This is a genomic window from Streptomyces sp. CA-288835, from assembly GCF_050936385.1.
Taxonomy (GTDB): domain Bacteria; phylum Actinomycetota; class Actinomycetes; order Streptomycetales; family Streptomycetaceae; genus Streptomyces.
In genome coordinates this window covers 5,203,801-5,217,626 of record NZ_JBNJMW010000001.1, presented here as the reverse complement: position 1 = coordinate 5,217,626, position 13,826 = coordinate 5,203,801, and the positions used below count along the sequence as shown (strand labels likewise).

Sequence of the window (13,826 nt, the reverse complement as noted above, 5' to 3'; positions counted from 1 at the left end):
ATCACGCCGCCAGGCGGAGCCAGTGATCGACGGTGATGTTCTCCAGCGGGATGCCGAGCTGCTGGTAGATCCGCTGGTGCATAGTGCCGAACCAGGCGTCCCGGCGGTCGTCGAAGAACTCCTGGTCGTACCAGGCCACGCCGAGGATCACGGTGCCGCCGCCGTTGGGGTTGTCCTTCTCGGCCTCGAAGTACGTGGCCTGCCAGTCCCAGAGCATCAGCTCCTCCGGCCGCTCCCGGAGCCGCTTGTCCGACTCCTCCAGGGCGTCGATGCAGCGGCGGGCCGTGGCCTCGTCGGGGCAGTAGTAGGTGCACTCGCTGCGGGCGATCGGCTTCTTGTCCCCGCGGCGTTCGGCGTCGGTGTCCTCGCCGTTGAGAACGCGAACCCGGGTGGGTGCGTCCTGGTCGAGGAACTCCTTGAGGATGGTCACGGTGGTGCTCTCCCCTCGATCGATGGTGGAGTTACCAGCCCGTGCCCGTGATTGGGCACAGGCTGGGGCTTGAGTCGTCGCGCCTGCGGATGCCGCCGGGCGCGACGTAGCGGATGTTCAGGCCGATGCGGGCGCCGGTGCCGCGGTTGGAGTGGGAGCAGTGCACCAAGCGGGTGTCCATGAGGACCCCGCTCCCCACCGGCACCGGGATCGGCAGGCCCTGGGTCTCGGGAGCTATGCGGGCGCCGAGGGCACGGCCGCGGGCCGCGCCGGTGGCGGGCTCTGGTTCGTACGGGCGGTAACCGGCGCGTTGGGATCCGGGCACGACGTGCAGGCAGCCGGTCTCCACGTCGGCGTCGGTGAGCGCGATCCATGCTGCGACAGCGCGGTACGGCTCCAGCTCCAGGCGGTCGTTGATGCCGTCCTGGTGCCAGGGCACCTCGAAGTCACTGCCGGGCCACTTGATGACCAGGAACGTGTTCTCCACCGCGACCGCATCGCCGATCAGACCCTGGACGGCTGCCAGCAGGCGCGGTGCCCGTACGAGGGTCTGGGCCCATTCCTGCGTGGCGTGCGGGTTGCGCACCACTTCGCGAAGGGATCCCCGATAGGCCGCGACTAACTCGATGGCGCGGGCGCGTGCAGCAGCAGGCGGGGCCCACTCGCGCAGGACCTGGTACCCCGGCGGTCCCAGCAGACCATCGTCGCCGGTTGTGACCTCCGGCTGCGACGTCACACCGGATGACGGCTCAGGCATGAACGACCTCACTCGGCTCCTGACCCATCCGACGCTGCCCCACCGCGATCAGCCGGGCGACGGCGAGCGGCTGGCACAGCACTGCGGCCGAGGGCATCGGCACCGACCAGTACGAGGCCCACGCCTCCGGGTTCAGCTCCGCTGCCTGAAGCCTGGGCACCCCCAGGTACCAACCGCGTCCCAGGCACTCCACCCCAAGCGGTCGCCAGTCCTCTGCCGCGTCATGCCACCTGTCGGGCATGCTGCCGGGCACCAGCGCGTAGTACCGGCGGTGACGCGGATCGCAGATCACCGGACCACCGTCGAGGACCTCCTCGAGGAGCGCGTCCACGTCTGTGTGCTTGTCGGAGCCGACGGCGGCCACGACCAGGGACGCGGGGATCCGGACCGCCGAGAACAGAGTGCCCAGGGGAAGCAGCGCCACCCCCGCCTGCGTCCACTCCGCGCGGACCTGCTCGGGTGCCGGGTGCGTCGCCAAGAACCAGTGCTCGATCGCCAGCTCCCGGTCAGCGCGGGTGTGGACGAGCACGCCAGACTCTGGATCGACGGGCGCTAGTGCCGCGCCAGTTGGTGGGGTTGTACGTTGCATGGTGTCGTCGCTCCCTCGAAGCGTCGGCCGCGCCCCGGGGCCGTGTCCGCGGTTGCCGGGGTTTGTCGGAACCGTTGCCCGGTGTGGGCGTTGTGCGTCCCCCTACGGTTCCAAGAGCGGCACCTTGCGTCACGGGCGGCCGTGACCAACTTTCCTGGACATGCAGAGTGCGCCGCGACCAGGTGTAACGCCGTTTCTTGGACGGCGCGTTGGACCCTCGGCCGCCCGAATTATTGGCAGCCGTGATCCGCTTGGGCGACTGCGCGGCTACGGTGAGTTCACAACCCCGCGCAGGGAGCCGCACATGACCGCTCGCCCTAAGCCCGGTTCCAAGGCTGACCGAGAAGCTCTCCGCTACGACATGACCGCCGCCGGATGCACGGTCGCGGACATCGCCGTTGAGATGCGTGCCCGCTTCCGAATGCGGCCCCGGGAGGCATGGCGTCATGCCCACGGCTGGACGCTTCAGGAAGCGGCGGACCGCATCACCCAGGTCAGCTGTCAGCGCCTCGGCGAGGCTGTGGCAGCCGATGCTTCTCTCCTCGCCAAGTGGGAGAAGTGGCCAGGGCCGTCCGCACGTCGGCCCACCCCCGCGGTCCTCCTTGCTATGGCGGACGCCTTCGCCTGTCGCGTAGAGGACCTGCTGGATCTGGACGACCGTCGGGCGTTGCCGGAGACCGACCTTCGTCTGCTGAGCGGCACGGCGCAATCTCCTGATCAGGCACCGCCCGCTCTGATTGCCCACAGCCTGCCAGTGGAGCCGAATGGCAGCGGGTTGGTGCGCCTCGCCGCAGACGAGTCGGCGACTTGGGCGCAATGGGCGGAGGCCTCCAACGTCGGCGACATCGCGCTGGAACAGCTCATGGCCGACGCCCGGGCGCTGGCCTCCGATTACCTCATCTCCGACCCGATGCCTCTCTTCGTCCGCACACGCACGCTGCGCGACCGCGTCTTCGCTCTGCTCGAGGGCCACCAGCACCCGCGCCAGGCTGCTGACCTCTACGTCGTGGCCGGCTACCTGTGCGGGCTGCTGGCGTGGATGTCCTCCGACCTCGGCCAGCTGCGGGACGCGGACACACAGGGCCGCACCGCGTGGCTGTGCGCCGAGCTGGCCGGGCACAACGACTTGCGCGCCTGGGTGCTGTCCACCCGATCCAAGGTCGCGTTCTGGGACGGGCGCCTGCGCGATGCCATCAACTACGCCCGGCGGGGCGCCACATGCCGCCCGTCCGGCACGGTCTCGGTACTGCTGGCCTGCCAGGAAGCTGACGCCTGGTCCCAGCTCGGAGCGGAGGCCGAAGCAGTGGGGGCGCTCACCCGCGCCGAGGAGGCCCGCGACTTGTTGAGTGGCGAGGATGAAGTCGGCGGCATCTTCGCTTGCCAGCCCGCACGCCAGGAGAACTACGCCGCGGCTGTGCAGTTGAGGATCGGCCGCCCGGCCGATGCCCTGCGCGCGGCGGACAGTGCCCTCGCTCTGCTGAAGGCTCAGCCCGTACGGGCGTACGGCACTGAGGCTCAGATCCACATCAGCAAGGCGGCGGCGCACCTCGCCACCGGCGAGGCGGAGGGGGCCTTCGAGGCACTCGCGCCGGTGCTCGCGCTCCCGCCGGATCACCGCCTGGAGCCAGTCACTCGGCGCTTGGGCGAACTGCCCGTCGATGTCAGTCGTGCACCCGCCACGGGGAGCGTTGGTCTCCGCGCGGCCATCGAAGAGTTCTGTCTGGACTCCGTTCCGCGCCACCTTGCGCTCTCGCCAGGAGAAGGCACCGCCTGATTTGATCTCAAGCATGAAGACTCAACCCGAGACCATGCGGAACCATTGGTGGTGGCGGCCCGGTTGGAGCGTGGGACGTCGCTTCTACACCTGGCACCTCACGTTCGAGGGCCAGGACGACGTGCACCGGCTCGCCGCTCAGTATCGGTCCGCGCTCGCCCCTATTGCAGACGCGCTGACCCCGATCCCCGATCAGTGGCTGCACCTGACCATGCAGGGCATCGGCTTCGTTGGCGAAGCCAAGGAAGCGGACGTGCACGCCATCGCCGAAGCTGCTCGCGGGCGCCTGGCTACTGTCCCGGCGTTCGACCTCCAGCTTGGGCCGGCAGTCCTTGATCCGGAAGCGGTCCTGCTGGAGGTCCAGCCCGACGAGCCGGTCCGGTCCATCCGGGACGCCATCCGGGGAGCGATCGGCGACGTCCTCAGTGAGGTCCCGGAGAAAGCCGAAGGCTTCACCCCACACGTCTCCGTTGCCTATAGCGCAGCCGAAGGCCCTGCCGATCCCATCGCCCAGATCCTGGCCGGGCTCGACATGGCCCCCGCCACTGCGCGTATCTCCGCTGCGGAACTTATCGTGATCCACCGGGACAACCTGATGTACGAGTGGGAGTCCTTGGCGAATGTGCCTCTCGGCTGACATGACGAAGCCGCCCGCCTACTCCCCCGTGGCGGGCGGCCCTTGTCGTGTGTCCAGAGGGTCGACGTCGCTGGACACGCTGACGGTAGGCAGCACCGTTCGCGGTAAATGCGAAAAGCCCCGCCGCCCGAAGGCGGCGGGGGACACAGCTCAACGGGCTAGGGCTTGCCACACGGTCACGCCGAGCGCACTCAACGATGCCACGGCCGCGAGTGACGGCAGTGGCCACCGGTTCCGCTCCAGGGCATCGATACGGGTCTCGTGCTCGTCCAACTTCTTGTCCGTCTGGTCGCCGCGCTGCACCAGGAGCGCGAGCTGTCCGCGCTGTTCCGTGAAGCCGACCTCCATCGTCCTCCGGATCTCGGCGAGTTCGAGCGCGACGTCGCGGGACTCCGGTGGGGTCACTCGATGGCTCCGTCGTCGGTACGCAGCCAGCCCGGGAGCAGCTGCTGTACCCCGGGGAGCGCCATCACCCGCGCGAAGCCGCCCGCGACGGCAAGCCCGCCTGCGACCCACGGCAGCGACTCCGGCACGCCTGAAGCCGACACGATGGCCGGCAGCGCCACGGCGAAGCCGAGCCCGGTCTGGAGCACCGTACGGGCGGTGCGCTTCGTCGAGTCCTTCATGATGATTTCCCTTCTGAGCATCAGACGTTGGGGACGCGGAGCTTGTCCCAGGTGGTCTTGCCGGGCGGCCACTTCGCGGCCGCGCCCGTGAAGCCGCACTGGCGCTGGAAGGCCTCGTACGAGTCGACGTCGGCCTGCCCCAGCTTCGGGCCCGGCCCGACCTTGTAGCGGCCGCAGCCGATCGCGACGAGCCGCTTGCCCATGGCGGTGAAGATCGGCGACTGCTTGCCGAAAGCGGGCTTGCCGTCCTTCATGAAGAAGGAGACGCCTGGGAACGGCTCGTACTTGGGCTTCGTCTCCACGGGCTTCCCGCCGCCAGGCCGGGGCGCACCCTTCTGCACCCAGGCGTACAGCGGCCCGCCCGGGCAGCTCGTCGAGTAGCCGTCCTTGTGGCCCTTGATCTCGGATCCGGCGCCGTGCTTGCGGAGGTGCTCGATGCCGTCGCGGATCGCGTGCAGCAGCTCGTCCGTGGGCTCGGTCAGCCCCGAGGAGCCGACGAGGCCGAGCACGGCGTAGTGCGCGCGGTTGAGGGCCTGGCTGCCGTTGGCGCCCGTGCGGCGGCCGATGCCTCGGCCCTCGAGGAGATAGCCGTGCACGCAGGCCGCGTAGTTGTACGCCACGTCGGAGTAGTTCTCGGCGACGTTGGCGAGGTGGGCGGCTCGGATGTCCCGCCACAGGGCGAGACAGAGGCTGTGGTCCTCCAGGAGCTGCCGGGAGACGTGGCCGCCGGTGTAGTGGACCTTCACGCCCTTCGCGGTGGCCTGCGCGGGCGCGGCCGACGTGGGCCAGCCCAGGCGCTTTCGGGTAACGAGCTGCATACGCCCTCCGGGGCATGAGAAAAGCCCCGGCCAACGGCTCGGGGCACGGGTGCTGGTTGGTCGGACGAGCGACTAAGCGGCTTCGAACAGGACCCAGGCGATGACGGACGTTTCCGGCGCATCCGACGTGATCGTGAAACCCACGCCGGGATCCTTGGTGACCGACAGGTGCCCGAGGGTGCCGCCCGGCTCCTGCCGGAAGTGGTCGACGCGGGTAGTCGCGGTCACGCTGGTGTTGGGGACGGTGACCGTGCCGCCGACCAAGGTGGCCACGCCCTGACGGGCGTTGGCGCCCTCCTTGATGGCGATGCCGCCCCCGGCCGTGCCCAAGTTGAGGGCTGAGGGAGTGCCGTGCCAGATGTTCCACTGTCCGTTGGACTGGCCTGAGTCGAGGATCGTGTAGCCCGCGGCTGCCCAGCCCTCGGTGAACCGGTCGACCGGCGCGGTGGTGGGGCCGGCGCGTTCGCCGATGTTCGGGCCCCTACGCAAGATCGCGTTGCCGCCGCCGTCGCTCCAGCCGTCGGTGGCGGCGTGCAGGAAACCGCTCGCCACCGACACGTAGGTGCAGTCTTCGACTCGCACGCCGTACTGCGGAGAGCTGGTCTGGGTCCCGTCGTCGTCCACGCCCGGGTAGCAGGTGACCATCCCGACGAGGACCGGCATCGTTGCAGCGTCCACCTTGAGGCCGGCGTACCCGCCGCCGCCGAGGCCCCCGTTGCGGCCGTCGCGCCTGGTGTGGAGGTTTTCGATCTGGATCGGTGCGTTGCCGACTGCGTCGACGAGGACGCCGTTGAAGCCGTTGCGGTCCGTGCTGCAATCGCCGAGCAGCATGCCGCCCGACCCAGTGCCAGTGGCCCAGTCTCCGGTCAAGCGGATGCCGTTGTTCACGTTCCACTCGGCGCGGCAGCCGATCATATGGCTGTTCGCCGAGTTGGCGATTTCGAAGCCGTTCGCACCGCAGCCGATCGCCTGACAGTCGATGAGGCTGATGTCCGTCATCACTTCCATGGCGAAGCCGTGCCAACCGCAGTTGTCGATCATCACTCTGTGGCAGCGCCACGAGTACGGGAAGAACCCGCCGTTGAACTCGGTGTGGACGCCAGCACCGGTGACCCTGCGGACGGTCACGTCCCTCATCGCCACGTTCTGGATGTTTCCTGCGGCCCGGATCCCGTCGACACCCGGGCTGGAGAGGTCCGCCCCCTCGATCATGATGTTGAGTAGCCGCTGCTCAGCTGAGATGGTGCTGTAGCCGCCGTCTGCCTGATCCAGGAACTTGATCACTGCATCGCCGACGAAGCTGGGCAACGGCTTGATGTAGCACGGGGGGTCCGTGAGGTTGGGCACCGTCATGAGGTTGGTGTGCGTGCTCATCAGCGTCACGCCCGGCGGGACGATGATCGGGGCGCTGGTACGGCAAGGGCCCGCAGGCAGGTAGACGATGCCGCCCATCGGGCACGCGGCGGTCGCAGCGTTGATGGCCGCGATGTCATCCGTGACGTTGTCGATGGCCGCGCCGAAGTCGCGGACGTTCAGCCAGTCCCTTACAGACGGAGTGATCGTCGCGCCGCTGGTGACGCTGCGCGCCTCGATCCACGCACGGCTCATGCCGCCGGCGTCTGCCCACATGCCCGTGACGCCGTCGGGTCCGGAGAATTCGGGGATGGCCCCGTACTCGTCCGCGGTCACCTGCGTAACGGGGAGGTTGGAGGCGTCGATGAGGTCGGTGTACTGGGTGCCGCCGTCGGAATCGGTCCAGAAGGTGATGACGGCGCCCGCTGCGACGCCCCACTGGCCGTCGGACGGCTGCACCACGAAATCGGCCAGTGAAGCGCCGAAAGTTGAGCGTGCCATCAGTCCACCGCCCAGCTGACGTCACCAGGCTGCACGTGGTCGCCCGTGTTGATGTCTGGTTTCTGCGTCAGCCACACTTGGCCCGGCGTGGCGTGGTTATTCGGGTAGATCGTGAGGCGGCCGATCCGCGCGCCGGAGAGGTACGCGATCGCGTACGTATTGCGGGAGGGATGCCGGTATTCGGCCGGGATCAGCACAGGCAGGCGGCTCGCGGTGGCATTGTCAAGGAGTCCGGCCGTGCGCTCGAACTGCCCCAGCCTGAAGTGGATGCTGCCGTTTCGGAGCTCGAGTACGGGTTCCACGATGATGGACCACTGAGCCAAGGGCGACGCGGCGGAGACGATGTCGCTGCGGGAGAACACCGTCCTGCGCGCCGTCCCGTCATACACGTTCAGACGACCGGTGTCCGTCTCGTATTGCAGCTCGCCGGGCAGCGCGAACGGGTTGTGGGTGATCGACGTCAGCGGCCTCACTCTGCTGCCCACGTACAGCTCGTTGCGTCGGACGGTGACCGTGCCCGCCCCGCTGAGGAGGGTCACCACCGCGAGGTAAATCTCCCACACACCGGTATCGCCCGGATATTGCACGATCCCGGGAGCACCGGCGCCGGGCGCCCCCTCCTTGACGACGGCGCGCACAGTCCAGTCCGCACGGTCCAGGCGCAGCACCACGATGTCCGTCCGCGTCTGACCGCTGCCGTTGGCGGTGATCGGCAGGTTGACGGTCGTCGCGCCGGAGGCCCATGTGTGGCCGCGTACGGACGCGTACACACCTGCGCGGATGTCGACCGAAAGGCCTGCCCCTGCGGTCACGACCTGAATGTCCAGGGGGCTGCCGTACACGCCGTCGTCGGAGAAGCGCGCGGCGAGCCTCTCGTACTCCGTGTCCGTGACGGCTCGTGCGTTGTGGGCTGGAGACGGCCAACTGTCCTGTGCCACAGCGTTCTACCTCGCTTCCAGTCGGCCGAGCCTGCGGCCCAGTTCTCGTACGAGCCGCACCATCTGCGGATCGGTGGTGGCCTCTGGGGAGCCGACCAGCGACGTGACGTACTCGCCGCTGCCCGGGGTGGCCTGAAGATGGATGGACCGCACCACGTCCGCTACTTCCACCCCGGTGGGCAGTGCGACCGTCACGCGGTCGCCGAGGCCGAAGTCGACGCCGGCGCGGAGGTCTTCGGTGTCGACCGTCACGGTCGCGAGTTCCACCGGGGCCGCGCCCTCCGCCAGGACGGCCTTGCCGTCCTGGGTGAGTTCGCCGTTGAGGTCGTCGACCGCGCTGGAGTCGACGAGCTGCTCGACTCGCCACCACGCTGCGGATGCGGCGGTGTCGGCGACTTCCAGGTAGGTGCGAGGGAACGCTTGGTCGGAGGCGGTGACCAGTGCGTGGGTGACGGTCGGAGCGGTCCGCTTGTAGGTGACGGCCCGCAGGTTCCCGAGCCCCTCCGAGAAGCGGGCCGTAGCGGTCAGGTCCTGCGGGGCGTACACCTCGAACTCGATCTGCGTCGCGGTCTGTCGGGTCCGGAAGCCGAGCCCTCCGCCGTCGATCGCGACACGGCGGCACACGTCGAGCAGCCGTTCCAGGCGGGTCTGGACGCTCACCGTGGTGCCCACCCCGGCCACCGGGCCAAGGGCCAGGTTCGGGATCCGGCGGGCGACGAGCGCGCCGGGCCCGCAGTTGAGATTCACCAGGGTGCGGAGGATCGTCTCGGCGTTCGTCGACGTCAGCTGGTAGGCCGTCTCTGGCTGCGCCGACCACGCGGCAGCCGGGTTCGGCCACGTCAGGTGCCCGGCCGGGCGCGCGAGGTCGTCGCTGAAGCTCACGGTCACCTTGCCCGGCGGAGCCTCTCCCTCGCCACCGATACCCCAAGAGAAGGCTTGCGGGATCTCCATGGGGCCGCCTGTCCAGATCCCGCCATCGCGCACGACCACCAGGCGGTTGCCAGGCTGGAGTTGCGCCATCACGTACGGGTGCGCGACCAAGTCCACGCTGCCGCTCGCGGGTTCGTTGAAGCGGATCGTCGCGTCCAGGTTGGACCAGTTGGCGGGTGGGTCGCCCTGCACGGTGAGGTTTTCGTCGGTGATGAGGAGCTGGATCGCCAAGGGTCCACCTCCCCGCTGGTCAGGCCGTCTCATACCTCGGGTTGAAGGACAGGTCCACGGCCGAGCCCGGCCCGCTGCCGTCGAGTTGGAACGTCACGCTGTTGTCGCCTGGGGCCAAACCCCACAGCGTGGCGGACGGCCAGTTCAGTGCGCCGATCCAGTTCGAGCCGTTCTGATAGCGCACCTGCGGCGGGTCGGTACGGACGGTGACTTTCTGTCCGGGCAGGAGGTTGCCGTGCCCGACTGCGGTTGGGTTGAGCGTGAAGGACTCCCCGGTGTCCGTGTGCGTGAAGGTCACCAGCGAGGCGGGGCCGGTGATCGTCCACTCTGGCCACACGATCACGTCGCCGGGGTTGGTCACGGTCGTCGCGCCGAGGACCTGGCTGGACGACACCGACGGGAACGGCACGAGGAAGTCCTCGCCCACGCCCTGCTCGCGGTGCACTATCACCGAAACCGGGTCCACCCAGTACGGGTCCTCACACCACAGGGACAGGACCGCGCTGTCGAAGATCCTGCCGAACCCTCGGCTGCCCCGCCCCTCGAAACCCTCCTGGTAGTGGACCTCGATGCGGCGGCGGGTGCCGTCCGGGCGGGCGATCTCCAGTACCCCAGGGCCGTCCCGCAGTGTCCGCGTGAAGGCCGTAGCGAGCGTCCGCCAGCGCTCCACGAACTGGAGGTGGGTGTCCCCGCCCACCCACAGCGGCCACACGATCGTGCGGGGCTGCGCCTGCACGTGCCGCAGGCGGGCGCCCCCGCGCGGGTGCGCGTCGCTGGTCAGTTCGTACGGAGTCGCCCCCAGCCCGCTGACCCCCTCGGCGAGGGTGTACCAGCCCAGCGACCGGCGCGTCAGCGGCCACACCCCGCCCGTCGGGTCGTAGTAGGTGATCGTCGCCCGGCCGAGGTCCGGCAAGACGATGCCGCCCCCGCCAGCAGGCGGCGGCTCTGGCGGGGTGGTGACCGGGGCAGCAATGAGCGGCATTTACCGTGGCCTCCCCACCCGCGCGAGCGCGTCCTGACGGCGCTGGAGCGCCTCGAACTGCTGGAGGGTGATCTCCCGCGTCGTCAGGTTGTACGTGTTGTTTGTGGTGTTCACCCGCGATGGGCCGCTCGCCGTACCGCCTGCCGCCGACAAGGCCAGCTGACCCTGCGTCGGGGTAGCAACGAGACCGGCCATCGACCGGTCCACCGCCCGCCGGCCGGACTCGATGCCCTTGCGCAGGCCGGCCGGGATGTTCTTGCCGATCTGGGCCATCACCCGCGATGGGCTCTTGATACCCAACGCCTTACGGATCGCCTTCGACATGTGCTGCGCCAGCTTGAGCATCGTGCGCTCAAGCGTCTTCTGCTGCGACTGAAGCCCCTTCACTAGGCCCTGAGCGGCCCGGATACCGGAGCCGTACATCGCATCACCCGCGATGTTGCCCGCCTTCGCCGCGGCATTGGTCAGCAGCGCCTGCTGGGCGTTGATCTGCTTGACCTGCGCCGTGTTGGCGCTCGCCAGCGCCGCTGCGGTCGCCGCGCCGCCGTCCACGCCGGCCTGCGCGATCTGGGCGATCAGGTCCTTCCTGACGCCCTTCTTCGACAGCGCCGCCAGGTTCTTCGCGAACAGGTCGGCGGCCTTCTGGCCCCGCTGGAGGCGGGCCAGGATCCCATCGGCCGTCATCGGACCGGTGCCCTGGGTGATGTCCGCCGAGTCGAGGACGCCCTTCTTCACGTCTGCCGCGAGCTTGTCGCGGGCCGCGATCTGGTCTTGGAGTTTCTTCTGTGCGTCCTTGAGGCGCTTGGCGACCTTCTCTTCCCGAACCGCGAGCCAGTCCAGCCAGCCTGCGTCACGGTTGATGACCTTGAAGGCGTTGCTACGCCGTTTGCCGGGGGCGAGGCTGTCGCGGACGATGTCCACCAGCTTGTACGCGGCGGCGCGGACTTGCTTCTGCGAGCCGGTCAGGCCCTCGACGAGGCCGCGGGCGATCCACCGGCCCTGAGCTTTCGTCACCTTCGACGGCGACGCGATACCGAGGGCCTTGGCGATCGGGCCCGGAATCGCGTCCTTCGCCCACGAGATCAGCTTCGACTTGATCCAGCCGCCCATGGACTTGATACCCGACCACAGGCCCTGCACAACGGCCTTGCCTTTGGAGACCAGCAGGCTGCCGAGGGAGCCGAGGGCGCCGGAGATCCTGCCGGGCAGGCCACGGACCCAGGCGACCATCTCCAGGGCCTTACGGACCGTGGCCGTCTTGATCGCCGACCAGTGCTTAATGATCAAACCCAAGAGGGTCCAGTTCAAAAACGCCTGGTACAGCTTGCCGGGGATGCCCTTCACCCACCCCACGACCGCGTTCCATGCGGCAGTCGTCCTCGCCCGGATCGTCGACCAGTGCTTGATGATCAGCCCGATCAGGGTGAAGTTCATGAAGGCGCTGATCATCATGTCCTTGGCCCACACCAGCTTCTGGACCACCCAGTTCCACGCCGCGAGCGTGTACTTCTTGACGGTGTCCCAGTTCGCGACGACCAACGCGACCAGGCCCACGATGCCCGCGATGACCCAGCCGATCGGACCCATCGCGATCAGCCACGCCGCCGCCATCCGCCCGGCCTGGATCATCGACTGCACGCCCATCAGGACCCACGTCGCCACCACCCGCGCGCCGGACGCGACCGCCACAGCAGCCTGACGAACCCACCCGGCCACGACCAGCGTGTTCGCCACGACAAACCGCGCGGCACCCGCGACCGCCGCAGCACTCTGCGTCGCCCACGATGCGACCGTGGTCGCGGCTGTTGTGACGGCCTGGGTCGCCAGCCGGACCAGCGTGGGCAGCATGACGGTAGTGATGATCGCGGCCACCGTGATGAACGTGGCCTTGTTGCGGTCGACGAACTGCGCCATCGACACGAACGCCTGACCGACCTGCGCCGCCACCTGCGGGATCTTCAAGAGAACGGGGATGACGTGCGTTCCCATAGCGTTCACGAGGCCCTGCTGAAGCCCCCGCTTGAACTGCTCGACCTTCGCACCGGCGTTGTCCCGCAGGCTGTCGCCCATCTTGGAAGCGGCGCCGCCCACCTTGCCGAGCGACTCGGCCGCGCCGGCCGGGTCCAGGGCGTACAACGATTCACCAAGATCCTCGGCCTTGGTGCCGAACAACTCGACCGCCAGGGCGTTGCGTTCGACACCGGGCTCCATCGTGGCCAGTCCCTGAAGGGTCTGGTCCAGGGCCTCCTTGGCTGCGTCGCCACCTTGGCCGACCTGCTTGAACAGCTTGTCGGAGTCCAGGCCGAGTGCTTCCCACGCTTTGCCGATCTTGCTGGACCCAGCGACAGCTTCGATCGAGAATTCCTTGATGGCGTCGGCGACCGTGTCTGTGTCGCGGGCGCCCGCCTTCAGGCCCTGTGACAGCAGACCAGTTGCCGTCTTGCCATCGAGGCCCATGCTCCTGAAGATCGTGCTGTATTCGTTGAAGGTGTCGGCGATGTCGTCCGCGCGGGGGCCCATCTGCTGGAGGCCCTTGGTCAGCACGTCCAGGGCCTCGCCGCCGTTCTTGGCGAGGCCGGTCTTGAGCATCTGGCCGACCGCGTTTGCGGTCTGCCCAAGGTCCAGTTCGAAGGTGCCTGCGAGGTCGGACACTCGCGTCGCGATGGTCTTCAGCTGCGCGTTCGTCGCGTCCGGGGGTGCGATCCCGGCCCGCATTACCGCGGAGATGGCGTCCGCTGCACCCTGGAAGTCGGCGGTGACCGCGTCCGCGTACAGCTCGCCCGCCAGCTTGCCGTACCGCTGCGCCTCAGCCGGGGTCGCGCCGAGCTGAGCGCCGAGACGGCCGGTGATCTGGGACTGCTCAAGGGCCTGCCCGAAGGCATCCATCATCACAGCGCCCGCTGCCAGGCCGACTGCGGCAGCCGCTACTTTGAGCTTGCTGAGCCGTGATTCGGTCTGGACGACCGCGTCATCGGCTCCCGCGGCGGCGCCGGCTCCGAGCCCGTCTCCGACCGCGTCCCCGGCCTGGCGGCCCGCCGCGACGAACCGGCCGGCTGCGTTTCGCAGTCGGCCGTCGGTGCCGCGGACGATGCCGTCGCCGAGCTGCTGCCCGGCCTGCTGCCCGGACCGTTCGGCGTCGTCCCCCATCTGCTGCCCAGAGGCGCGCAGCGCGTTCTCGGCACGGCGCAGTGCCGGGTCTACGGCCCGGTCGTCGATGGTGATGAGCCCGTTGAGCTCGCCGACGGTCAGGGCCATGGCCG

The 13,826-nt window shown here is 68.9% G+C and carries 13 protein-coding genes; 2 read left to right on the top strand and 11 right to left on the bottom strand.

Annotated features, from left to right (window positions below):
• Position 1: 1 nt before the first annotated feature.
• Genes ACQEVY_RS23600 through ACQEVY_RS23590 form a run of 3 tightly spaced genes read right to left on the bottom strand, consistent with a single transcriptional unit; the run spans position 2 to position 1,776 of the window.
• Positions 2-430, bottom strand: a complete 429-nt coding sequence (locus ACQEVY_RS23600) for a hypothetical protein (protein WP_432951484.1) — start codon at positions 428-430, stop codon at positions 2-4.
• A 31-nt stretch (positions 431-461) separates the two neighbouring features.
• Complete coding sequence (locus ACQEVY_RS23595) at positions 462-1,187, bottom strand: phytanoyl-CoA dioxygenase family protein (protein ID WP_432951483.1); 726 nt, start codon at positions 1,185-1,187, stop codon at positions 462-464.
• Positions 1,180-1,776: a hypothetical protein gene (locus ACQEVY_RS23590; protein WP_432951482.1), complete on the bottom strand. Its 597-nt coding sequence runs from the start codon at positions 1,774-1,776 to the stop codon at positions 1,180-1,182. The genes ACQEVY_RS23595 and ACQEVY_RS23590 overlap by 8 nt, the downstream gene beginning before the upstream one ends.
• 304 nt (positions 1,777-2,080) lie before the next feature.
• On the opposite strand from ACQEVY_RS23590, the gene ACQEVY_RS23585 reads away from it, so the two are divergent.
• Together ACQEVY_RS23585 and ACQEVY_RS23580 are read left to right on the top strand one after the other, a co-directional pair.
• Complete coding sequence (locus tag ACQEVY_RS23585; protein ID WP_432951481.1) at positions 2,081-3,550, top strand: helix-turn-helix domain-containing protein; 1,470 nt, start codon at positions 2,081-2,083, stop codon at positions 3,548-3,550.
• Between the two features lie 13 nt (positions 3,551-3,563).
• Complete coding sequence (locus tag ACQEVY_RS23580; protein ID WP_432951480.1) at positions 3,564-4,187, top strand: 2'-5' RNA ligase family protein; 624 nt, start codon at positions 3,564-3,566, stop codon at positions 4,185-4,187.
• Positions 4,188-4,337: 150 nt separating this feature from the next.
• Here the strand turns inward: ACQEVY_RS23580 and ACQEVY_RS23575 are convergent, their stop codons facing one another.
• The 8 genes from ACQEVY_RS23575 to ACQEVY_RS23540 form a co-directional block, all read right to left on the bottom strand.
• Positions 4,338-4,535: a hypothetical protein gene (locus tag ACQEVY_RS23575; RefSeq protein ID WP_432955367.1), complete on the bottom strand. Its 198-nt coding sequence runs from the start codon at positions 4,533-4,535 to the stop codon at positions 4,338-4,340.
• A 53-nt stretch (positions 4,536-4,588) separates the two neighbouring features.
• Entirely contained in the window at positions 4,589-4,813 is a 225-nt protein-coding gene (locus ACQEVY_RS23570) for a hypothetical protein (RefSeq protein ID WP_432951479.1), read from the bottom strand.
• Positions 4,814-4,833: 20 nt separating this feature from the next.
• A complete protein-coding gene (locus ACQEVY_RS23565) occupies positions 4,834-5,631 on the bottom strand; it encodes a peptidoglycan-binding protein (RefSeq protein ID WP_432951478.1) in 798 nt (265 codons plus the stop codon).
• Between the two features lie 72 nt (positions 5,632-5,703).
• Complete coding sequence (locus tag ACQEVY_RS23560; RefSeq protein ID WP_432951477.1) at positions 5,704-7,485, bottom strand: glycosyl hydrolase family 28-related protein; 1,782 nt, start codon at positions 7,483-7,485, stop codon at positions 5,704-5,706.
• Positions 7,485-8,423, bottom strand: a complete 939-nt coding sequence (locus ACQEVY_RS23555; protein WP_432951476.1) for a hypothetical protein — start codon at positions 8,421-8,423, stop codon at positions 7,485-7,487. The genes ACQEVY_RS23560 and ACQEVY_RS23555 overlap by 1 nt, the downstream gene beginning before the upstream one ends.
• 6 nt (positions 8,424-8,429) lie before the next feature.
• A complete protein-coding gene (locus ACQEVY_RS23550) occupies positions 8,430-9,584 on the bottom strand; it encodes a siphovirus ReqiPepy6 Gp37-like family protein (protein WP_432951475.1) in 1,155 nt (384 codons plus the stop codon).
• 19 nt (positions 9,585-9,603) lie between these two features.
• A complete protein-coding gene (locus ACQEVY_RS23545; RefSeq protein ID WP_432951474.1) occupies positions 9,604-10,566 on the bottom strand; it encodes a phage distal tail protein in 963 nt (320 codons plus the stop codon).
• Complete coding sequence (locus ACQEVY_RS23540) at positions 10,567-13,821, bottom strand: phage tail tape measure protein (protein ID WP_432951473.1); 3,255 nt, start codon at positions 13,819-13,821, stop codon at positions 10,567-10,569.
• Positions 13,822-13,826 lie beyond the last annotated feature (5 nt).

Bases quoted from the DNA above. Each gene is read 5' to 3' on its own strand.
- ACQEVY_RS23595 (WP_432951483.1), bottom strand. From the start codon at position 1,187: ATGCCTGAGCCGTCATCCGGTGTGACGTCGCAGCCGGAGGTCACAACC.
- ACQEVY_RS23590 (WP_432951482.1), bottom strand. From the start codon at position 1,776: ATGCAACGTACAACCCCACCAACTGGCGCGGCACTAGCGCCCGTCGAT.
- ACQEVY_RS23585 (WP_432951481.1), top strand. From the start codon at position 2,081: ATGACCGCTCGCCCTAAGCCCGGTTCCAAGGCTGACCGAGAAGCTCTC.
- ACQEVY_RS23580 (WP_432951480.1), top strand. From the start codon at position 3,564: ATGAAGACTCAACCCGAGACCATGCGGAACCATTGGTGGTGGCGGCCC.
- ACQEVY_RS23575 (WP_432955367.1), bottom strand. From the start codon at position 4,535: ATGGAGGTCGGCTTCACGGAACAGCGCGGACAGCTCGCGCTCCTGGTG.
- ACQEVY_RS23570 (WP_432951479.1), bottom strand. From the start codon at position 4,813: ATGAAGGACTCGACGAAGCGCACCGCCCGTACGGTGCTCCAGACCGGG.
- ACQEVY_RS23565 (WP_432951478.1), bottom strand. From the start codon at position 5,631: ATGCAGCTCGTTACCCGAAAGCGCCTGGGCTGGCCCACGTCGGCCGCG.
- ACQEVY_RS23560 (WP_432951477.1), bottom strand. From the start codon at position 7,485: ATGGCACGCTCAACTTTCGGCGCTTCACTGGCCGATTTCGTGGTGCAG.
- ACQEVY_RS23545 (WP_432951474.1), bottom strand. From the start codon at position 10,566: ATGCCGCTCATTGCTGCCCCGGTCACCACCCCGCCAGAGCCGCCGCCT.
- ACQEVY_RS23540 (WP_432951473.1), bottom strand. From the start codon at position 13,821: ATGGCCCTGACCGTCGGCGAGCTCAACGGGCTCATCACCATCGACGAC.